This is a genomic window from Nocardioides sp. ChNu-99, assembly GCF_029493445.1.
Taxonomy (GTDB): Bacteria; Actinomycetota; Actinomycetes; order Propionibacteriales; family Nocardioidaceae; genus Nocardioides.
Map to the genome: position 1 here is coordinate 14,653 of NZ_JAHWBL010000037.1, position 19,474 is coordinate 34,126.

The following is a 19,474-nucleotide window of genomic DNA, read 5'->3' on the forward strand; positions in this document are numbered from 1 at the left end:
TTGTGACGGCTGGTGCAGGTCACGATTCGAGGGAGAGGAACCGTACGGCGACTTCGGAGATCTTGCTCGCCGTCGCGGTCCGGTCCCACTTGGGCAGCGCCAGATGACTGACCGTCAGGCGCACCATGGTGTCGGCCGCGTCGACGACGTCGTCTGGGGGAAGGCTCGGGTAGCTCTCCGCCACCCATCCGGCCAGGGTGTCGGAGGCGAGGTCGAGAAGCCGCGCGGATGTCGTGAGCAGCGGGAGCATCCCCGTGGACGCCTGACTGCCCGCATCCAGGTCGCGGTTGGAGATGAGCACTGCCTTGAGCAGGGGGCTGCGTTCGGCCTCGTTCAAGGTGTAGTCGACGGCTGCTGCGATGCCGCGTTTCGCATCGCCGATGTGTGCCTCCAGCGCCTTCTGGATGCCCTCCAGGAAGCGCGAGGCCTCGCGGAGTACGACGGCTTCTCCGAGGCCGGCCTTGTCACCGAACTCCTTGTAGAGCACCGCCCGGGACACCCCGGCACGATCCGCGACCTCCCCCATACGCACCCGGTCCCAGCCGCGGTCGACGATCAGGTCGTGGGCAGCCTCGAGGACAGCGGCGCGCATGTGCTGCCTGAACCGTTCGCGCATGGACGGTGCCCGCATGACAGAGAGGTTAGCGATGTGTCTCGCGACCGACTCGCGTCCCTGACCTGGACACGCCCGCACGCTACCTAGCGTGCTCGTCGGCCAGTTGGTCGACCATGGCGGCGAGGGTGTCCTGGAGTCTCTGCACCCCTACAGTCACTGCCGTCGCCCTCGGAAAATTTCGGAGGTCCTCGAGTGGCACCGGGTCCCCGACCAGCAGGGTGACCCGACGACGGCGGCGGCGGCCTAGCACTACCCTCCCTTCGTAGGCTGGCACGATCGCCTGCACGCCCCATTGAGCGACGGGAATCAGTGGAGCTGACGTCTCCAGCGCGATGCGAACAGCACCTGACCTGAGCGACATCAGGCGCCCATCCGGTCGCTTCGTGATCGATCCTTCCGGATACACGACGACAAGAGCGCCACGCTCCACGGCTTTGACCGCGGCACGGATCCCAGACCGGCCGTCGGACCGATCGACCTCGACGTGGCCGGCCGACCGGAACCACCAGCCGACTGCTCTACGGTGAAACAGGCTCGCCTTGGCCATGAACCGGGGGGTCCGGCCCTGGGCGAGGATCATCTCCCCCAGGAACAGCGGGTCGGCCTGGGAGACATGGTTGGCGGCGAGCACCGCGCCTCCCGACCCGGGCAGGCGTTCGGTGCGGCGCCAGTCCGCTCTCCTGCCCAGCAGGAGCAGCGGTTTACAGACGAGCAAGGCCAGCCACCACGCAGGCCCGCGGGCGTCTCCGGGGACGCGTCTCTCACCCGCGGGCCGACGCGAGTCACGCAAGTCCGGAGCGATATGCAGGACTCTCACCGCCGTCCAGACCGTCGACCTCCAAGCCATCCTTGCTCAGCTCGGCGGGCGATGGCTCGGTGGTGACCACGACCAGCGGTTACTGCGGCTTCTCACACCGCCACCTCCGCTTTCAGTGCGGCCATGTCGATCGCGGTCCCCTGGGTGAGCATGCGTTTGGTGGCCATGAAGTCGCGGGGACGGTTGACACAGTCAGCGGCTATCGGCTCGCCCTTCCGGAGGTAGTAGCAGGTGAAGTGGCGGTCACGGGTCGGGTCACCGCTCACGACGATGTCGTCATAGCCGGTGTTGAGTCCCGCGATCTGGAGCTTGAGGTCATACTGGTCCGACCAGAACCACGGGAGCGCCGCCAGCTCCTTGTCCTTTCCACAGATGGTCGCTGCTGCCACCTTGGCCTGCTCCACTGCGCTCGGGACCGACTCCAGCCTGATTCGTCGGCCGTAGCGGGGGATGTCCTGCGACGTGCAGTCCCCGGCCGCCACGATGTCAGGGTCACTGGTGCGGGCGTGGGCGTCGATGAGGATCCCGTCGTCCACGACCAGGCCGGCTGCCTCGGCGAGCTCGGTGGTCGGCTCGATACCGATGCCGACGATCACAAAATCGGCTCGGACCGATTCGCCGCTGGCCAGGACCACCTCTCGCAGGCGGGTGTCGCCGACCAGGGCCTCGACCGAGGCGTCCGTCCGCACGTCGACGCCCTCTTCTTGGTGGATCCGCGTGAAGAAGGCCGACACCTCAGGGGCGGTGACCCGCTCGAGGACCCGGTCTGCGGCCTCGAGGACCGTGACGTGGAGGCCCGACGAGCGCAGCGAGGCAGCGGTCTCCAGCCCTATATACCCACCACCCACTATGACGGCGTTGCGTCCGGGGATCGCGTCCTCGCGAATCCGCTCCACGTCCGACGACCGACGCAGGTAGTGCACCCCGTCGAGGTCGGCACCCTCGGCACGGAGACGTCGGGGGTGCGCTCCCGTGCAAAGAGCAAGAGCGTCATAGGACAGGCGGTCCCCGGTGCCGAGCACGAGCTCGCCCGCCGACCGGTCGATCGACTGCACGCTGGCAGTCAGGGGCTCGACGTCCTGCTTGACGTAGAAGTCCTCAGACCGGATGGCCAGCTCCTTCAGCGAGCACTTCCCGGCCAGATATCCCTTCGACAGCGGAGGTCTTTGGTACGGCAGCGCCGACTCGTCACCGACCAGCACGATGTCACCCGACCAACCCTCCTGGCGGAGGCTGGTGACCAGCTGTACCCCGGCATGGCTGGCGCCGACCACCACCGCGCGTTCCGTGCTCATCCGGCGCCCTTGGGGGTGAGCTCGACCATCAGCTTGCTGATGCCGCGAACGAAGTTGGACTGCACGTACTGCGGCTCCCCGACCACATCGATCCTCTCGAAGCGCGGGAGCAGCTCCTCCCAGAGGATCCGCAGCTGCAGCTCGGCCAGCCGGTTGCCCATGCACCGATGCACGCCGAAGCCGAAAGCAATGTGGTTGCGGGCGTTGGGCCGGTCGATGATCAGCTCGTCCGGTCGCTCGAACACCGTCTCGTCGCGGTTGCCGGACGCGTACCACATGACCACCTTGTCGCCCTTGCGGATGAACTGGCCGTTCAGCATGGTGTCGGTCTTGGCGATCCGCCGCATGTAGGCAAGGGGGGTTTGCCAGCGGATGATCTCAGAGACCATGTTCGGGATCAGGTCCGGGTTGGCCTTGAGCTTCTCGAACTGGTCGGGGTACTGGTTCAGCGCGAGAACTCCGCCGCTCATCGAGTTGCGTGTGGTGTCGTTGCCGCCCACGATCAGCAAAACGAAGTTGCCGATGAACTCCATCGGACGCTTGATCAGGTCCTTGGTGCTCTCATCGCTCTGCAGCATCGTGACCAGGTCGAACCCGGGCTCTTCGCCGGCCGCGAGCCGGGCGGCCTTGGCGTGCCAGAGTTCCGTGAGTCCTCGCGCCATCTCGAGCATGCCGCGGAACAGCTCGTCGTTGTCGGTAGTGGCGGGGCCGCCGTTGGTCTGCTCCATCGAGGTTGCCAGGTCCGACCACTCGACGAGCTTGTGCCGCTCCTCGAAGGGGAAGTCCAGCAGCGTGGCCAGCATGCGGGCGGTCAGCTCGATCGACACCGTGCTCACCCAGTCGAACGGTTCGTTGACGGGCAGGTTGTCCAGGACGTCCCTGACGCGCTCGCGAATGAGGTCCTCCATCTCATGGAGGTTCTTCGGCGCAACGACACCTTGGACGGCGCGACGCTGTATGTCGTGTTTGGGTGGGTCCATGGCGATGAACATCGCGACGTCCATGAACCGCGGGGGTGTTCCGATGACGATGAGAGGCTCGGCGGAGAAGACCTCGTGGTTCTTGTCCACCGCCATGATGTCGGCGTGACGCGTCACCGACCAGAACGGGCCGAAGGGACTGTGGGGCTGGTAGTGGACCGGAGCCTCGTTGCGCAGACGTTCGAAGTAGGACGCCCACCGCCCCTGTCGGTAGAGGAACGGGTTGCTGAGGTCGATGTCGGCGAGGGGGACCTCTTCGACCGGCGGGATCGGGGCCTCGACGAACATCGGCCCGTTCGCGCCGGTGAGCCACCGCCGGCCCTTGTCGTAGAGGCGCGCGCCCTGGATCTGTCGCTCCAGGGGGATGGCGGACTCGACCTTCGTCTTCACTGTTTCTGGGATCTTGACTTCTGGGAACTTCATCTGGCTTGACCTCCTGCTACATCTGGAACTCGGGCAACTGCACGGTCAAGCCATCCCACGATTCGCAGACTTTGACTTGGCACGACAGGCGAGACGTCGGCTGTCGCTCGGGGTTCATCGAGAGCATCTCCTCCTCCTCGGGACCGGACCGGCCGACCTTGTCGGCCCAGGCGGGATCAACGATCACGTGACAGGTGCCGCATGCGGCCTCGCCGCCGCAGTCGGCATCGATGCCCGGGATGGCGTTGTTCGTCGCCACCTGCATCAGCGAACTGCCCTCCTCGAGCGGGGCCTCGTGCTGCTCCCCGTCGTGTGACATGAAGGTGACCACTGCCATCGACAATTCTCCTGACTTTGCCTACTGGATGGACGTTCTGGCGATGATTGTTGTCGGCGGTCCGCTGGCAAAGCCATGTCGTATCGTGTCAGTATGTTGTGAATTCGGATCACGTGAGGGTTGCCTGTGTGGACAGACGAGCCAGGCGTCCCGTCGCTGGCCTTCGTGCAGCTGCTGAGCAGTCCGGCGATCGACGAGGACGCCGTCGAGCGTTTTCGCGTCGTCATGGCGCGCGAGGGAACCGGTGAGCTGACTCTCATCCAGACCCAGGGCGAGGCACCGCTGCGGTGGTTCCGCGAGGTCTATCCCGACCTCGACGGCGAGCAGGCCACCCGGCTCGGGATCGCCTGCGCAGAACACGCACAGCTCACGTCCTTCGGACCGTTGAGTGTCCCGTTGGTCAGCGCGTGCACCGTCGCAGAGGTCGTGGAGCTGCTGACCTACCTGCCCTTGATCACCAAAGCGGTCACCACGCAGTTCCATCCGCGGCAGGACGACCTGACGATCAGGCTGTTGGGGAACGCAGGCGACCCCGATCTCGACTGTCTGGTCGTCACTTACTGCGGACTGGCACTCATGCGGTTGATCGACCTGCTGGTCGGCGAGCCGTCGGAGGCGACCATGCACAGCCACTGGCCGGAGCCGAGCGGGCTACCCCGAGAGGCCGAGAGCCGGTCCCGACTCGAGTTCGACGCCCCCTTCTCCTACCTGCACATGCCCGCGAGGACGCTTCGTGCTGCCTGCCGCTTCCCCGACCCGATCACCTACGGACTCGCCGTCACCGAGCTCCAGCAGGCGCTCGCGCGCCGAGCCGGCACCCCGGAGTTCGCCCGCAGGGTCCGGGCGTTGCTCGACGACGGGCCCGGGGCGAGGACGATCCAGTCCGTCGCAAACGAGTTCTCGATGTCCTCGAGCACCCTGAAGCGCCGCCTCGCCGCTGAGGGGACCAGTTTCCGGGAGCTGCTGCAGCAGTCGATGGTCGACCGCGCCAGGAAGCGGCTTCTCGACCCCTCCACGTCGGTCAGCGAGGTCGCCAACGAGCTCGGCTACAGCGATCTCACCAACTTCTCGCACGCCTTCAAGAGATGGACCGGCAGCTCACCGAGCCACTTCCGAGGTGAGCACGAGCACCGATGAGGCGAGAGTGCTCAGTCCGAGCTCACCGACGGGTTCACGGCTGCATGCTCGGTGGCCTCCCCGGTGTCGGCAGGAGCAGCGAAGGTGTCGTCCGCAACCCCTAAGCCGGGGGTCATGCGGCCGTAGGCCTGGTCGAGGGCCGTCAGGGTCCGGTCCAGCGAGAGGTCGTCGAAGCTGTCGAAGTCCATCGGGGCACGTCGAAGCTCTCGCACAGCTCGCCATTGAAGGCCGGCGTCGCCTTCAACCATCGGTCGTCGAGGTGGACGCTGCAGTACCCGTGGTACACGAACAGGTCCGCGCCACCCATGAGGGCCCGCAGGTTGTCGGTCCGCAGGTGGTTGAGGAAGTCGGCGAAGCCCACCCGGGCAGGGATGCCCACGGCCCGCAGCGCTGCGGTCAGCAGCACCGGCCTTGGGAACGCTGTAGGCGCGGCCTGCCTCGAGCACGTAGCTGGCCCGGTAGTGCTCAGGGTCTCGGGGCACCGAATGGGGGTCGTACCAGACTCTGTCCCGGACCGCTGCGAAGAGCAGGCTCGCCCGCTCACGCGGCGTCGATGCGCCGGCGACCACCTGCTGCGTGAAGTCGCGCACCGCAGCGCTGTCGTGATCGAGGAAGAAGGCCGACTCAAGGTGCGGTCCCGCCGTCGGCGTCATCGCCACCGCCAGGTGGTCGTCGGCCTTCCCGACCTCGACGACCATGCGTCGGCCTCCTCTTCCCAACGCGGCTGCGCACAGTGCGCGCCGTCCACACGCTGGAGCGGTCCTCATCGGACGCTCAAGTAGCTGTCGTCGTCGAAGCCGAGCCCGACGCTGTCAGCGAGATTGCGCGGGTCAACCACACCTGGTGTGCGATCCGGGCGACGACCTCGTCGTGCGACTCGTCGTGGTAGTCGAGCCAACAGATGGTCCCAGCATCGACCGGGTGCCCATCAGCCCCGCCATGACGCCGTCCCGGAAGGTCGACCTCGGGGTTGCGCAGGTACGCCCGACGCGGCGGCCACCAACTCCCCCGGAACCGCGTGCGCCCCAAGCCTGGCCCGACGCATCTCCCTGTTCTGCTGGCGCACTGCCATGAAGCGATCGAGGGTCGGATGCTCGGCCGCCCAACCGAGTGCAGCCCCGATGGCACCCGGATGATGGCAGGGCCGGTGCCACTGACCTGCATCGCGGGCCGAAGGGTGGTCGATGACCTGGTCCGCCGCGCACCGCAGCACCTCGCCGACGAGATCTTCCTTGCTGCGAAGTGGCGGTAGACGTGGGGCCGCGCATGCCTGCGCGTTCGGCGATCTGAGCGGTGCCGACCCCGGCGCCGTGATCCTCGATCGCGTCAGCCGCCGCCACTAGCTGTTCGCGCCGCGGACCTCGATGGGAGACGAGTCGAGATGACTCGGCGATCGGCTTGGAATGCTTAAGCTGTGGAGCGGGGATCGTCGGCGGTGGTGTTCGCGTATTGCGTTCGCCGACCGGCCACGATCGGTCACCCACCCCGGAGTTCGCCCGCAGCAGTGCGCATCTGGGAGATGGCATGGTGCTCGTCGCTGGTGAGAGTCGCGGCGAGTTCATTGACGTGTCGCCAGCGAGCGAGCGTCGATCCGTCGCTACGGCCGGCGGCAGCTAGAGCCGACCATGTGGCCGCGCAGCGCAGGAGCGCAGTTTCAGCCTTCGCCATCTCAGCGGACCGCGTTCGCCGCGCCACGTCGGCACAGAACTGCGCCTGCAACCGGCGGAACAGGCCGCCGCCGGTCCCTGCCTTCTCCACGAAGGCGTGGAGAGAGCGCAGCGCGACGTCCAACTCAGGTTCGGGCATGAGTTCCGGCCACCGGCCGACATCTTCCGCGAAGACCCCGATTCCATCGATCCCGGCACCAGCAACGGCATCCGGCGGCAGCACCGAGGTGTCCGGGATGATCGCGGTCGCCGCCGCTTGCATGTTCTCGACGGAGGCGACGAGGGCCGAAGCCGCGGTCGGGCGGAGATCCGGCAGGACCTGGGGCCAGTTCACGAAGTAGGTCGTGTGCCTGGTGGGCACGGGGAAGGATCGTGACGCGCGCGCCCGCGCAAGCGCATCGTAGGGGACCTCCTGCACCTCGGCTCGGTCGTTGTCAACCACGAAAGCGGTCTGGGTCTCGTCGTCGTAACCGATCACGACGATGTCGTGCCGACTCATCTGGAGGCGGACATTCAGGTAGGGCAACTCAGCGATGTCTGCCCACATCAGCACGGGACGACCTTGTCGTAGTTCCCCACGGACCCAACCCCAACCGGTGGCGGGGTCGTCGGTGTGCCGGACGTCGACCTCTGCACCCAGCCTGGCAAGAAGATCCACCTCAAGGTCACTGCTACGCCCGACGACGTAGATGGGCGGGGTGAGACCAGGCACCCGCAGATAGGTGAAGCCGAGCCCACCGCCCATTCCGAAGACCAGACCTTCGCTCGGCACCTCCTCCCAGCCCAGGCCGGCCCACTCCAAGAGGTCTCTCAGCGCTCCGGACCCGCAATGACCTGCCTGACGGTGGGGATAGTCCAGCAGCACTCGACGCGGCTCCGGCCGAAGCGCAGCGACCTCAACTGACATGGGAACTCCTGGAGTAGTCGGAGCACTCTGCGCGAGCGTGTGCCCGTCAAACGGTGGGCGCGAATCTACATGCATTCATGCACGCATGTAGACTCAGGCTGTGCCGCTGAAGCTAGGACGACAAGAAGACCGCTCGGCTGCTACCCGTCGGGCATTGCTGGACGCGACGGTCACATGCCTTGCCGAGCTCGGCTATACGGGGACAACCAGCGCCGCGGTCGCGGCTCGAGCGGGCCTTTCTCGCGGCGCGCAGCTGCACCACTTCGGGACACGCGACCAGTTGGTCGTGGCGGCGGTTGAGCACTTGGCGCAGCAGCGCCTGCGCCGCGTCCGAGAGCAGATGGCCCAGCTCGAGCTCCGTGACGCCGAGGACGGGGGGGCGACCGACCACAGGAGGCGAGGGACGGCGCTCCGCCTGCTATCAGATGCGCTGTCGGGGCCCTTGTATGCGGCGAGCCTCGAACTGTGGGTGGCCGCCCGCGCTCACGAAGAGCTGCGGGCAGAGTTGGTCCCCACCGAAGACCGCGTGAACGCGGAGCTCGCCGAGATGTGCCGCACCTACGTCACACAGGACCCCATCGAAATCCGACTCACCCTGGATCTCCTTCTCGGTCGAGGGGTTAGCGGTCTGCTCGCTCCTCATTCCCATGAACGGCAGAGCGAAGTCTTGGCTGCCTGGGCGCAGCGCCTCCAGGGCGGTCCTCGTGGCTGACATGCAAGCGCTGCTGGCCATGTGGGCGGAGAAGTTCACCGTCTACCCGGACGGGGCTGAACTCCCGACTCACCACGACCACTGCCTGGGGTGCGGCCCGAACAATCCCCATGGGCACCACCTCCGGGCCCTGCGGCACGGGGATGGTGTGCAGGCTTGGCACACGTTCGACAATCGTCACGTAGGCGCACCGGGCATTGTCCATGGCGGCGCAGTCGCCACCGTTGTCGATGACCTTTACGGTTGCCTGCTTTTCCTCGAAGGAGGCCCTGCCGTCACCCGCCAACTGACGATCGAGTATTTGGCACCGGTACTCATCGGAGCGGAGTACCGACTCCAGGCCGATGTCGTCCGGCGCGAAGGGCGCAAGCTGTTCGTCGCTGCCCGTGCAACCGAGCCAGCCGGTCGCGCGGTCATCACTTCTACGGCCGTGTTCGTGAAAGTGTCTGTCGAGCACTTCGCTCAGGGCAGTCCACCTGGCGTGCCTGCGGATTGACCGCGCCCGTCCTTGCAGGGCCGCCTCGGGCCATCGCTCGCGGCCTGCGGCCTGCGCCTCCAATCCGGGCATCCGCTGACGCTCACACCCGGGATCGGGACCACTCGAGCGGCTCGCCAATCCGGCCCCGACCCCGGGCCGTCGGCTGACGCGGTCAGTTGTGCAGATGGACGCCATGTTTGTACTCTCGGTACAAGCCCAGCACAGCGAAGGGATCCACGTCGGTGCGTACTGTCCCGGCTCACACGGCGGTCAAACTCAGCGTCGCAGCGGAGCTGTTCGCCGATCACGGTGTCGAGCAGACCAAGATCGAGGACATCGCTGCTGCCACTGGGATTCCCAAGGCGACGTTGTACTACTACTTCGCCGGCAAGGAGGAGATCCTTGCCTTTCTGTTCCGCGACACCTTGAACCGCGTTGCGGATGAGGTGGCCATCGCCGTCGAGTCGGAAGGGTCGGCAGCGGCCCGGCTCGCCGAGGTGATTCGAGCGCAGTTGCGGGTGATGGCGGAGCAGCCGGCGATCTGCCGGGCTTTGGTGGGTGAGCTAGGACGTGCGGGCCGTATCCCTGAGATCGCAGCGATGATTCATGCGGCCTACTACCAGCCCGTACAGTCGCTGATCGAGGACGGCGTGACTGAGGGCTCGCTGCGGCAGGTGCCCGATCCGGAGTCGGGTGCCATGGCGGTCTTCGGTGCGGTCACCATCAGCGCCCTGTCCTACCTTGTCACCGACCAGGCCCTGGACCAGGAGCGCATCGCGAGCGCCGTGACGACCCTGGTCCTCGACGGCCTGCGGCTGCGTCAGCGCTGACCCCGACCGCGCGGCCGCAAGCGACGGTGCCGGTCCCGACAGACGAGGATCTTACGACGTGCTAAACCAAGCCCTGCCGATCTGGGCAGTCCGCGTACTGACCGCTGTCCTCGCACTGGCACTGTTCGTCCTCACCGTTGCGGTCGCCCTGCTGCTGCCGCACATCCCCCGGCTGGTGCGGGCGGCCTCCGACATGCCGGCGGCCCTAGAAGTGGTTGACCGAGCGCCGGACACCCTGGACCAGGTAGAGAGGATCGACCGCAATGTCGAGAGCCTCACTCCCCCTGTGGCCACCGCGACCGAGGACCTCTCCGCGGTCGCGCCGCACATCGAAACCCTCGCCGGCCAGATCAACCAACTCTTGGATGACCTGGCGGCCCTGCAGCGGACCTCCAAGCCGCTCGGCGAGGCCGCCCCCAAGATCGCGGCCCTCTCCGGGCAGCTCGAGGGCCTCCAGACCTCGCTACGTCGGCTCGATCGCGACCTCGTCGAGCCACTGACGGAGGTGAGGAGGCCGATGCGGAGGCTCGCAGACACCGCGGGGCCACTCCCCGAGAGCCTGGAACGTCTCAACCGGAGCACCGCCGTGCTCGAGCAGCTACCCGGGTACTTCGACCGACTGCAGCGAATCCTCGTACGTGTCGCGCGGCATGTGCGAAATCTCGATGAGAAGACAGGCCCGAACCTCTGGTGATCCGGGTGGCCGAGCGCTACCCACTCGTGACGGACTTACGTGCATGCACGACGGCATGTAGCGTGCTGCCATCCGGACGCTTCTCTCTTCCCGTTCGCGTCCGTTGGGGGTGACCCAATGAACCGCGGGCCTGTCTGGCAGCCAATGGCGGACCTGCTCTCCGACGTGGTGTGGCATGCGGCGTGGTGGCTCTATGGCGGAATGGTGGCCTTCGGGAGTTGCTGGTGGTTCGGATGTGGCGGCTACCGCGAGTGGCAGCAATGGGAGCGTGACTGGCTTGAGCGGCGCGAGCAGCGACGAAGGAGCCGTATCGACAGAGACATCGCGCGCGGCCTGCGCGAGATCGAGGAATTCCTCCGGCTTCGGTGCTCCCCGCCGGTGAATGAGCCTCACGGCGGGACGCGGCCAAGGGTACGCCACGGCCGACCGAGGCCGCTTCGATAGTCGCGCGAGCGGGCGGATCCCTTCATCCCGTACGGGCCGAGCCAGGCTCGCTACATGTGCCGGTGACGCAGACCAGCACGCGCCCCGGCCACACCGCCCCCTCCTTCGCACGCGGCCGTGAGGGCGGGCCACTACTTGCCGATGACCTCAGGACGACGCGCCACCTCCGTGTCCTGACGTTCCGTGAGCATGCGCAGGAGCCTGTCGCCCTCGACATCGAGGTCGGGCAGCATCCGGTCCAGCCAACGCGGCAACCACCAGGCCTTGTCGCCGAACAGCGACATCAGCGCCGGAGTCAAGGTCATGCGGACCAAGAAGGCGTCGATGAGGATGCCGATCGCAAGCGCGAAGCCGATCTGCTTGATCATCACGTCATGGCTGAAGATGAAGCCGGCGAACACCGAGACCATGATCACCGCGGCGGCGACCACGACACGGCTGGCCTGATCGAAACCGTGAACCACGCCGGCCTCGCCGTGGTGGCCGTGGACGTGGGACTCGCGCATCGAGGAGACCAGGAAGACCTGGTAGTCCATCGCTAGCCCATAGAGGATTCCGGTGACAATGACCGGGATGAAGCTGAACAATGGCCCGCCGGTGTCGACCCCCACCATCCAGCCAAGCCATCCCCAAGAGAACACCGCAGTGGTCACCCCGAAGGTCGCCAAGATGCTGAGCAGGAACCCGAGCGTGGCCTGGATCGGTACGACGAGTGACCGGAACACCACCAGCAGAATCAGGAGCGACAGCCCCACAATGATGATCAGGTACAGCGGGACGATCTCGGCGAGCCGGTCGGACATGTCGATGCCGATAGCGGTGAAGCCAGTGACGCCGATCACGACGTCATGATCCTGGGCGACAGCCGAGCTGGGTGAACGGAGCGCCTGAACGAGGTCGGCCGTGGCATCGTCGTCTGGGCCCGAGGTGGGGATGACACTGAGGACTGCCATCTCCCCGTCCTGACTGGTGCCCACTGGCACCGCAGCGACGATCTCCTTGCGCTGCTGGAGCTGTTGGGTCACCGCGCCGAGGGTCCGAGGCGTGACGGCGGCGCCATCGGCGGACTCCACGGTCACCAGCAACGGACCGTTGTACCCCTCACCGAACCCGCGGGTGACCGCCTCGTAGCTCTGCCGCGCGGCGGTGTCGGTGTTTGCGCTGGCACCCGTCGGCAAGCCGAGGTCCATGCTCGCCGCGGGAACAGCACCCACCCCCAAGACCGCCACTACACCGAGGATCACCGGCCAACGGAACCGCACCACCGCCTTGACCCAGTGGTCGGCCACGCTGTGGCTGTCCTCCTCCCGGCGGGTATGCCCCTTCTTGCGGGCTTTGGCCGACACGATCCGCTCCCCGATCAGTCCGAGCAGAGCCGGCAGCAGGGTCAGCGCGATGAGGACAGCGAGCAGCACCGTGGCCGCGGCGACCAGAGCCATGGTGGTGAGCATGGAGATGCCAATGACGGTGAGCGCGACCAAGGCCACGATCACGGTGAGACCGGCGAAGAGCACGGCGCTGCCTGCCGTTCCAACCGCCCGGCCAGCCGCCTCGCGGGCGTCGAGGTCGCGATCGATGATCAGTCGCCGCTGCCGGTTGACCACGAACAACGCGTAGTCGATTCCCACCGCGAGGCCGATCATCAACGCCAGGACAGGGGTTGCGGTGTTCATCTCCACCGTCGTCGACAGGGCAAACGCCGTTCCCACGCCCACCCCGACCCCGACGAGGGCGGTGATCAATGGAAGGCCAGCGGCGACGAGCGAGCCAAGCGTAAGAACGAGGACCACGGCCGCGACCGCGAGACCGACCACCTCGGCGGCGCCGACCGGGATCTCGATCGCCTTCAGCGAGTCACTCGGCAGGACCCGCAGACCGGTGCCCCGCTCCGCATCCTCGACGACCGACAAGACCGCGGAGACCTGATCGTCGGTCAGCGACGTGGACGGCACGGTGAACTGGAACTGGAACAGCGCCACTGGCGCCTGAGTCGAGACCAGCACCCCCGGCACCGGGGTCCCGTCGAGGACCAGCGGCTGGTACGGCGGCGCCGTCCCCGGCCCGCTTTCCGGCTGGTCAGCCCCAGGCCCTCCCGGCGGCTGCCCCTGACCCTGGCTCAAGTCAGCCGGGTTGATGACCTGGTCCAGCTCGTAGACGTCCTGGACCGTCTCAGCGATCGCGGCCATCCGCGCGGGGGTATCCAGCCGGTCGCCGTCTGGAACGGTGAACACCACACTGGCCTGGCCTCCCGATGCCTCCGGCAGCTCCCGAGAGACCCGATCGAGAACCTGCTGGGCCTCGGTGTTGTCGATCTTCATCTCCGAGGTCACCTTCACCCCGTTGACCACCAGTGCAGCGACGACGGCAGCCAGCACCAACACCCACCCGACGATGATGGGCCAGGGCTTGCCGAAGCAACCGCGCCCGAGGCGGTACAAGAACGTGGACATGGGCTGCTCCTCAGCGAGTGATGTGCGGGTCAGAACCCGGTACGGAGGTGATTGAAGACCTCAGTCAGGAACTCGTCGAACTCCACGGCGTCGCGACTCGGCGGATCGCCAGGAAGGCGGACGTCGACGAGCCCCTCCAGCGCGGTGGAGACCATGCCGTAGACGGCGCCGACCAACAGGGTGAGGTAGGAAGCCGGATAGCGTCCGGCCGCCACGGCGGCCACCCGCTCCTCGACCTCCAACCGCATCCGGTGCTGGACGTGATAGACGTGAGGCTCCAACGATGGATGCGCGCGCGCCAACGCCAGCACCTCCCGCATCCGGGAAAGCCCCGCTGTCGTCAACTGCAGCCGCAGCACGACCTCGACCGCGTCCAGTAACGGGCGCCCATCCGACACGTCCTCGAGTGCGTCGGCGGCAGCCTCAATACCGGCGTAGGCGACCGATGCCACCGCCGCTTCCTTGCAGGGGTAGTGGTTCGCGAATGTACGACGCGAGTAGCCGGCCAACTCTGCGACCTCGTCGATCACGAACCCGTCCAGGCCGCGCTCCTTCGCCAGGCCAAAGGCAGCCTCGGCAAGCGCCTGTGCCGTCGCCGCACGCTTCCTCTCCCTCAGGCCTTGGGTCACGGCCATAGCCTCCCAGGCACTTGCCCAACAGGCAAAATTGCCTGATCTGCACATCACATTCTGGTCGCGGCCCCCCGGACCGGCCGCTGCGCAGTCGCCGGCCGCGCGACCCCTCCTCGGAGCGGCTGGTCACCGGCGCGGCACTGCTGCCGATCGCCCTGCTGGGCGGCGCCGTTCAACCTGACCCGGTTCATACCCGGCAGCTCGCCCTACGACCAGCACAGCATCCCCCAGCGGATCCTCGGAATGCCGACCGCCCTGCTGAGCCAAGACCTGATCGTCATCACCGCTGCTCTGGGCCTCGCCATGAGGCGAGCGGCGCGGCGTGGGTGAGTCCTCCGTCTGGGGTGCGCTGAGTCGGCACCGGACGACACTTTGGCGCCGCCAGGAGTCTCGACTTGAATGACGGGGTGTGCTGTACTCAGAGTACAAACTCATTGTTGAAACTGAGAGGGTTGTCTGATAGTCCACGGCCCCAGGCCGATCGCCGCCTCCTGCCGTTGCGCCCCTCGCGGCACTGCACAGGCGAACCACACGCCACACCAGATCCGGCCGTTCGAAGGTGGAGCGGCGTCGAGGGCGCCTGGGAACGAAGCAGACGATGAAGCCACCTGGAGATACCGATGAGCAACCAGCAGCTGACCTACAGCCCGTTCGATCCCGACATCATCGCTGACCCTTACCCGGTCTACCGGCAGCTGCGCAGTGAAGTCCCCGCCTACTGGTCGGAGCAGGCGAACACCTGGGTGCTCAGCCGATACGTCGACGTCTGCGCGGCGCTCGCCGACCCGGCGACCTACTCCTCTGCGTCCGGGATCTTCCCGACCCCTCCCGGGGTGGACATGACCCAGTTGTTCTTGCCCATGCTCATCATGACCGACCCACCGCGACACACCGCGCTGCGCAAGATCGTCAGCAAGGCGTTCACCCCCCGGCGAATCGCCGCACTCGAACCCCACATCCACTCCATCGTGGACGATCTGCTCGATGATTCACCGAAGTCGGATGGGTGGGACTTTGTCTCTGGGTTCTCCGGACCGCTGCCGGCCATCGTGATCGCCGACATGCTGGGCGTGCCGCGGGCAGACCGTGACCGTTTCCGCACGTGGTCCACCACTCTCATACAGTCCAACCCCGCCCGTGGCGAGTTCGGCCCCGGTCTGGAGGCCGCCACATCCCTCTACGACTACTTCTCAGAGTTTCTTGCTGAACGACGCGCGCGCCCTCAGGACGACCTCATGAGCGCGCTGGTCCAGGCCGACGCCGACGGCGAACGCCTCAGCGAGGATGAGCTCCTCGGCTTCTGTCTGCTGCTGCTCGTGGCCGGACACGAGACCACCACGAACCTGCTCTCCAACAGCGCGGTCGTGCTCGCTCAGCAGCCCGATAGCCGCCGGCAACTGGCGGACCGCCCAGAACTCGTTCCCGGCGCCGTCGAAGAGCTGCTCCGCTACGACTCCCCCGTCCAGGGCCTGTCGCGCACCCTTACCCGGCCGGTCGACGTGCACGGACAACACATGGCGACTGGCGAAACCGTGCTGCTGCTCTTCGGCTCCGCCAACCGAGACGACCAGGCATTCTCAGACGCCGACCACTTCGACCTCCATCGCGCTCCCGAACGGCAGGTCGCGTTTGGACGTGGGATCCACTTCTGTCTCGGCGCGGCGCTGGCGCGGCTCGAAGCGCGCATCGCGCTGCAGGCACTCCTCGCCCGCCAACCGGACTGGGAAGTCGACCTGGATTCGGCCGTTCGACTCCGCTCTGGCCCCATCCGCGGCTACCTGTCCCTGCCCCTGGAGTAGCGCAGGTCGGCGGAAGGTCCGGCGCGGGCGACAGCCACACGCAGTTCCTCTTCAGCTGCCGACCGAGGCTCGGCGTGCCACTGCTCGTGCCCGTCGCTCCATCACCGCTGAACCGCGCTTGTGCAGCAGCCACCCACTGATGACCAGTGGCACGCCGAACGCTAGGAACCCGAGATCCCACGACAGTGGGGCGCCGATGTCGTCGCGCACATGGTGAACACCGAGCAGGTGATGATTGACGATGCCCTCCAACAGGTTGAAGATCCCCCACCCCGCGAGAACCAGGCCGAAATGGAAGGACCAACTCGGAGCGAAACGGCCTCCACGCCAAGCCTTGATTGGGGACTGCTGCACGAATAGGTGACATCTGATCTGTGGTGCCGAGAGGTGCCGCTGGAAGGATGTGCACTGTGCCGAAGCCGTACCCCAAGGAGTTCCGCGACGACGTCGTTCGCGTCGCGAGGAACCGTGAGCCGGGAGTCCACCTCAAGCAGATCGCTGCCGACTTCGGCATCAGCGAGTCGTGCCTGACGAACTGGATGAAGACCGCAGACGTCGAGGATGGCGTGAAGCCGGGGACGACCGCTGCCGAGAGCGCCGAACTTCGTGAGGCGAGGAAGAGGATCCGGCTGCTGGAGCAGGAGAACGAGGTGCTGCGCCGCGCGGCGGCCTATCTGTCGCAGGCGAACCTGCCGGGAAAATGATGTACCCGCTCGTCCGCGAGCTGGCCGTGGACGGGATCCCCGTTACGGTGACGTGCCGGGTGCTCAAGATCGCGCGTCAGCCCTACTACCGCTGGCTCCAGCGTCCGGTCACCGACGCCGAGCTGGAGGAGGCCTACCGCGCCAATGCGCTGTTCGACGCCCACCGTGACGATCCCGAGTTCGGCTACCGGTTCCTGGTCGACGAGGCACGCGAAGCCGGCGAGCCTATGGCGGAGCGGACCGCGTGGCGGATCTGCTCGGACATGGGCTGGTGGAGCGCGTTCGGCAAGCCCAAGCGCGGGAAGGCGAAGAGGCCCGGCCCACCGGTCCACGACGACCTGTGCGCCACCGTCGACAAGCACGGCGTGATCCGGCACGAGTTCAATGCCGATGGGCCGAACGAGCTGTGGATCGGCGACATCACCGAACACCGCACCGGCGAAGGCAAGCTCTACCTCTGCGCGTTCAAGGACGTCTACTCCAACCGGATCGTGGGCTATTCGATCGACTCGAGGATGAAGTCCCGGCTCGCGGTCGCGGCGCTCAACAACGCGGTCGCCAGGCGCGGCGGCGTGGTCGGCTGCATCGTGCACACGGACAGGGGCTCGCAATTTCGGAGCCGGAGATTCGTCCGTGCACTCAACCGTCACCACATGGTCGGATTGAACCGCCCCGGCGAGTCCGGAGAGCTGATTCGTTGGAAGGATCACTCTCATGGCACGTCCCTCGAAGTACCCGACCGAGCTGCGTGAGCGCGCGGTGCGGATGGCGATGGAGTCCCGGCAGGACTATCCGCATGAGGCCGCGGCGATCAGGTCGGTGGCTGCGAAGTTGGGCATCACCTCGACCGAGTCGTTGCGCAAGTGGATCCGGCAGGCCGAGATCGACGGCGGGGTCCGTCCGGGCAAGACCAGCGAGGAGATCGCGGAGATCAAGTCGCTGAAGAAGGAGGTCGCCGAGCTGCGGCGGGCCAACGAGATCTTGAAGGCGGCCTCGGCTTTCTTCGCGGCGGAGCTCGACCGCCCCAACAGGTTCTGATCGACTTCATCGCCGATCACCGCGGGGAGTTCGGGGTCGAGCCGATCTGTCGCGTGCTCGCAGAGCACGGGATCAAGGTCGCCCCGTCCACCTTCTACGAGGCGGTCTCGCGGCGGCCCTCGAAACGAGTGCTGCGGGACGCGGAGCTGGTCGCGCTGATCGAGTCCGAGCGTGCCCGGCAGAAGCTGCTCGCGAGGTTCGGGGCGAGGAAGATGTGGCTGCACCTGCGCGGGAAGGGTCACGACGTGGCTCGGTGCACGATCGAGCGGCTCTACCGCGAGCAGGGCTGGGTCGGCGCGCTGCGGTTGAAGAAGGTCCGCACCACGATCGGTGACCCCGCGGCGGCACGGCCGGGCGATCTGGTCGACCGGCAGTTCTGGGCGAGCCGTCCCGACCAGCTGTGGGTAGCCGACTTCACCTATGTCGCGACCTGGTCCGGCACCGTCTACGTCGCGTTCGTCTTCAACGTCTTCTCCCGCCGGATCGTCGGATGGCGCGCAGCCACCCGGATGACCACCGACCTGGTGCTCGACACCCTCGAGCACGCGATCTGGACCCGCCAGCAGGCCGGCATCACCGACTTGTCGGGGCTGATCCACCACACGGACGCGGGGTCGCAATACGTCAGTTTCGCCTTCACCCAGCGGCTTGTCGACGAGGGTGTCGACCCGTCGGTGGGGTCGGTCGGTGATGCCTACGATAACGCGCTCGCGGAGTCGCAGATTGGGCTCTACAAGGCCGAGCTGATCCGCCCCGAGGGTCCCTGGCGCGGCGTCGAGCACGTCGAACTGGAGACCTTGAACTGGGTCGACTTCTTCAACCACGAGCGTCCCCACGAGTCCCTCGACGACCTGACCCCGATGGCCGCCGAAGAACTCCACTACGCTGCAAAGAACGAGCTCAAGCCGACCGGCTGAGCCACCAAACCCAGCCTCCGGACATGCCGGGGCGGTTCAACTCGGCACGCGAGCACGGCACGGTCGGGGCTGAGTCGTTGGCCGGTGACGACCAGGCCGAGCTCATCGAGACGAGCGAAGGTGGTCAGGTCGGGGCAAGCGAAGCCCGCCTGCGGGGTAGCGTCAGGCACGTCGAGGTCTTCCGGATGGGCAGTGTGAGAACTTCCATCCTTGGGAGACCTCGACGCCTGCCCCAGGACCTACGCGCGCCGACTACCTCACACGCCTGCTACACCCTCAACTGTGAAGAGCCGTCAAAGGGGATGCACCCGTACCCGAGGTTCAGGTTCGACAGCCGGGAGTTCGGCTCCCAGTAGTACTGCGCCTTGAGGACCTCGTTCCGCATCCGTAGGAGCAGGTAGCGAAGAATGTTGTAGCCCCGCCGCTTGCCCCGAATGATGCGGCGCGCCTCGTCCATGGCCGGAAAGATCTGTGAACCGTCACGGGTTCTCTGCCGCTTCTATACGGGGTGCGGCTCTCGGTCGAGGGCAGCGTAGTAGTCGTGCTCGTGCTCGGCTGGTGGGATCTGGCCGATGCTGGAGTGCAGGCGGCGGTAGT

At 66.7% G+C, this 19,474-nt stretch carries 18 protein-coding genes, 1 pseudogene and 1 other annotated feature; of the genes and pseudogenes, 8 read left to right on the forward strand and 11 right to left on the reverse strand.

What is annotated here, in order from left to right; all coding sequences use genetic code 11:
* Positions 1-19: 19 nt before the first annotated feature.
* The 5 genes from KK617_RS12765 to KK617_RS12785 form a co-directional block, all read right to left on the reverse strand.
* A complete protein-coding gene (locus tag KK617_RS12765) occupies positions 20-631 on the reverse strand; it encodes a TetR family transcriptional regulator (protein WP_277500426.1) in 612 nt (203 codons plus the stop codon).
* Between the two features lie 64 nt (positions 632-695).
* Positions 696-1,331, reverse strand: coding sequence for a lysophospholipid acyltransferase family protein (locus KK617_RS12770; protein ID WP_277500437.1), 636 nt, complete (start codon positions 1,329-1,331; stop codon positions 696-698).
* A gap of 194 nt (positions 1,332-1,525) precedes the next feature.
* Positions 1,526-2,728: an FAD-dependent oxidoreductase gene (locus KK617_RS12775; RefSeq protein WP_277500427.1), complete on the reverse strand. Its 1,203-nt coding sequence runs from the start codon at positions 2,726-2,728 to the stop codon at positions 1,526-1,528.
* On the reverse strand, positions 2,725-4,131 hold the full coding sequence (locus tag KK617_RS12780; protein ID WP_277500428.1) for a cytochrome P450: 1,407 nt from the start codon (positions 4,129-4,131) through the stop codon (positions 2,725-2,727). Before KK617_RS12780 ends, KK617_RS12775 begins: the two co-directional genes overlap by 4 nt.
* Positions 4,132-4,147: 16 nt before the next feature.
* Entirely contained in the window at positions 4,148-4,468 is a 321-nt protein-coding gene (locus KK617_RS12785; protein ID WP_068121188.1) for a 2Fe-2S iron-sulfur cluster-binding protein, read from the reverse strand.
* Between the two features lie 165 nt (positions 4,469-4,633).
* On the opposite strand from KK617_RS12785, the gene KK617_RS12790 reads away from it, so the two are divergent.
* Positions 4,634-5,605, forward strand: a complete 972-nt coding sequence (locus KK617_RS12790; RefSeq protein ID WP_277500430.1) for an AraC family transcriptional regulator — start codon at positions 4,634-4,636, stop codon at positions 5,603-5,605.
* An 11-nt stretch (positions 5,606-5,616) separates the two neighbouring features.
* Here the strand turns inward: KK617_RS12790 and KK617_RS12795 are convergent, their stop codons facing one another.
* Positions 5,617-6,303 carry a transglutaminase-like domain-containing protein gene (locus tag KK617_RS12795; protein WP_277500431.1) on the reverse strand — a complete coding sequence of 229 codons (687 nt, stop codon included), beginning with the start codon at positions 6,301-6,303 and terminating at the stop codon, positions 5,617-5,619.
* Positions 6,304-7,081: 778 nt separating this feature from the next.
* Positions 7,082-8,179, reverse strand: a complete 1,098-nt coding sequence (locus KK617_RS12800; protein ID WP_068124011.1) for a BtrH N-terminal domain-containing protein — start codon at positions 8,177-8,179, stop codon at positions 7,082-7,084.
* 100 nt (positions 8,180-8,279) lie between these two features.
* On the opposite strand from KK617_RS12800, the gene KK617_RS12805 reads away from it, so the two are divergent.
* The 4 genes from KK617_RS12805 (at position 8,280) to KK617_RS12820 (ending at position 10,893) form a co-directional block, all read left to right on the forward strand.
* The gene (locus KK617_RS12805; protein WP_179516878.1) at positions 8,280-8,891 is read left to right on the forward strand and encodes a TetR/AcrR family transcriptional regulator; all 612 of its coding nucleotides are present in this window, start codon (positions 8,280-8,282) and stop codon (positions 8,889-8,891) included.
* 1 nt (position 8,892) lies between these two features.
* On the forward strand, positions 8,893-9,387 hold the full coding sequence (locus tag KK617_RS12810) for a PaaI family thioesterase (protein ID WP_179519313.1): 495 nt from the start codon (positions 8,893-8,895) through the stop codon (positions 9,385-9,387).
* A 224-nt stretch (positions 9,388-9,611) separates the two neighbouring features.
* Positions 9,612-10,199, forward strand: a complete 588-nt coding sequence (locus KK617_RS12815; protein WP_068124016.1) for a TetR/AcrR family transcriptional regulator — start codon at positions 9,612-9,614, stop codon at positions 10,197-10,199.
* A gap of 58 nt (positions 10,200-10,257) precedes the next feature.
* Positions 10,258-10,893, forward strand: a complete 636-nt coding sequence (locus KK617_RS12820) for a hypothetical protein (RefSeq protein WP_277500432.1) — start codon at positions 10,258-10,260, stop codon at positions 10,891-10,893.
* A gap of 575 nt (positions 10,894-11,468) precedes the next feature.
* Here KK617_RS12820 and KK617_RS12825 read toward each other — a convergent pair.
* Positions 11,469-13,787 (reverse strand): MMPL family transporter, encoded by a 2,319-nt coding sequence (locus tag KK617_RS12825; protein ID WP_277500433.1) that lies wholly within the window; start codon positions 13,785-13,787, stop codon positions 11,469-11,471.
* Between the two features lie 29 nt (positions 13,788-13,816).
* Positions 13,817-14,416: a TetR/AcrR family transcriptional regulator gene (locus KK617_RS12830; protein WP_181642504.1), complete on the reverse strand. Its 600-nt coding sequence runs from the start codon at positions 14,414-14,416 to the stop codon at positions 13,817-13,819.
* 623 nt (positions 14,417-15,039) lie between these two features.
* On the opposite strand from KK617_RS12830, the gene KK617_RS12835 reads away from it, so the two are divergent.
* Complete coding sequence (locus KK617_RS12835; RefSeq protein WP_179516874.1) at positions 15,040-16,218, forward strand: cytochrome P450; 1,179 nt, start codon at positions 15,040-15,042, stop codon at positions 16,216-16,218.
* Between the two features lie 51 nt (positions 16,219-16,269).
* Here the strand turns inward: KK617_RS12835 and KK617_RS12840 are convergent, their stop codons facing one another.
* Entirely contained in the window at positions 16,270-16,572 is a 303-nt protein-coding gene (locus KK617_RS12840) for a DUF2243 domain-containing protein (RefSeq protein WP_218848686.1), read from the reverse strand.
* 47 nt (positions 16,573-16,619) lie between these two features.
* Between KK617_RS12840 and KK617_RS12845 the strand changes: the two are divergent.
* Together KK617_RS12845 and KK617_RS12850 are read left to right on the forward strand one after the other, a co-directional pair.
* Positions 16,620-17,599 (forward strand): annotated as a pseudogene (locus tag KK617_RS12845) (IS3 family transposase); the annotation flags it as partial.
* Between the two features lie 37 nt (positions 17,600-17,636).
* Positions 17,637-18,877, forward strand: a protein-coding gene (locus KK617_RS12850) for an IS3 family transposase (protein ID WP_277500435.1) whose coding sequence is annotated in 2 segments (ribosomal slippage) — positions 17,637-17,919 and positions 17,919-18,877 — 1,242 coding nt in all. Because the reading frame shifts where the segments join, the coding sequence is not laid out codon by codon here.
* Positions 17,918-18,046, forward strand: a sequence feature (AL1L pseudoknot). (Overlaps the previous gene by 129 nt.)
* Positions 18,878-19,145: 268 nt before the next feature.
* On the opposite strand, the gene KK617_RS12855 is transcribed toward KK617_RS12850, so the two are convergent.
* Positions 19,146-19,334, reverse strand: a complete 189-nt coding sequence (locus KK617_RS12855; protein WP_277500436.1) for a hypothetical protein — start codon at positions 19,332-19,334, stop codon at positions 19,146-19,148.
* Positions 19,335-19,474 lie beyond the last annotated feature (140 nt).

Coding starts and splice junctions, on each gene's coding strand:
- KK617_RS12855 (WP_277500436.1), bottom strand. CDS start 19,334: ATGGACGAGGCGCGCCGCATCATTCGGGGCAAGCGGCGGGGCTACAAC.
- KK617_RS12765 (WP_277500426.1), bottom strand. CDS start 631: ATGCGGGCACCGTCCATGCGCGAACGGTTCAGGCAGCACATGCGCGCC.
- KK617_RS12785 (WP_068121188.1), bottom strand. CDS start 4,468: ATGGCAGTGGTCACCTTCATGTCACACGACGGGGAGCAGCACGAGGCC.
- KK617_RS12780 (WP_277500428.1), bottom strand. CDS start 4,131: ATGAAGTTCCCAGAAGTCAAGATCCCAGAAACAGTGAAGACGAAGGTC.
- KK617_RS12795 (WP_277500431.1), bottom strand. CDS start 6,303: ATGGTCGTCGAGGTCGGGAAGGCCGACGACCACCTGGCGGTGGCGATG.
- KK617_RS12825 (WP_277500433.1), bottom strand. CDS start 13,787: ATGTCCACGTTCTTGTACCGCCTCGGGCGCGGTTGCTTCGGCAAGCCC.
- KK617_RS12835 (WP_179516874.1), top strand. CDS start 15,040: ATGAGCAACCAGCAGCTGACCTACAGCCCGTTCGATCCCGACATCATC.
- KK617_RS12800 (WP_068124011.1), bottom strand. CDS start 8,179: ATGTCAGTTGAGGTCGCTGCGCTTCGGCCGGAGCCGCGTCGAGTGCTG.
- KK617_RS12810 (WP_179519313.1), top strand. CDS start 8,893: ATGCAAGCGCTGCTGGCCATGTGGGCGGAGAAGTTCACCGTCTACCCG.
- KK617_RS12775 (WP_277500427.1), bottom strand. CDS start 2,728: ATGAGCACGGAACGCGCGGTGGTGGTCGGCGCCAGCCATGCCGGGGTA.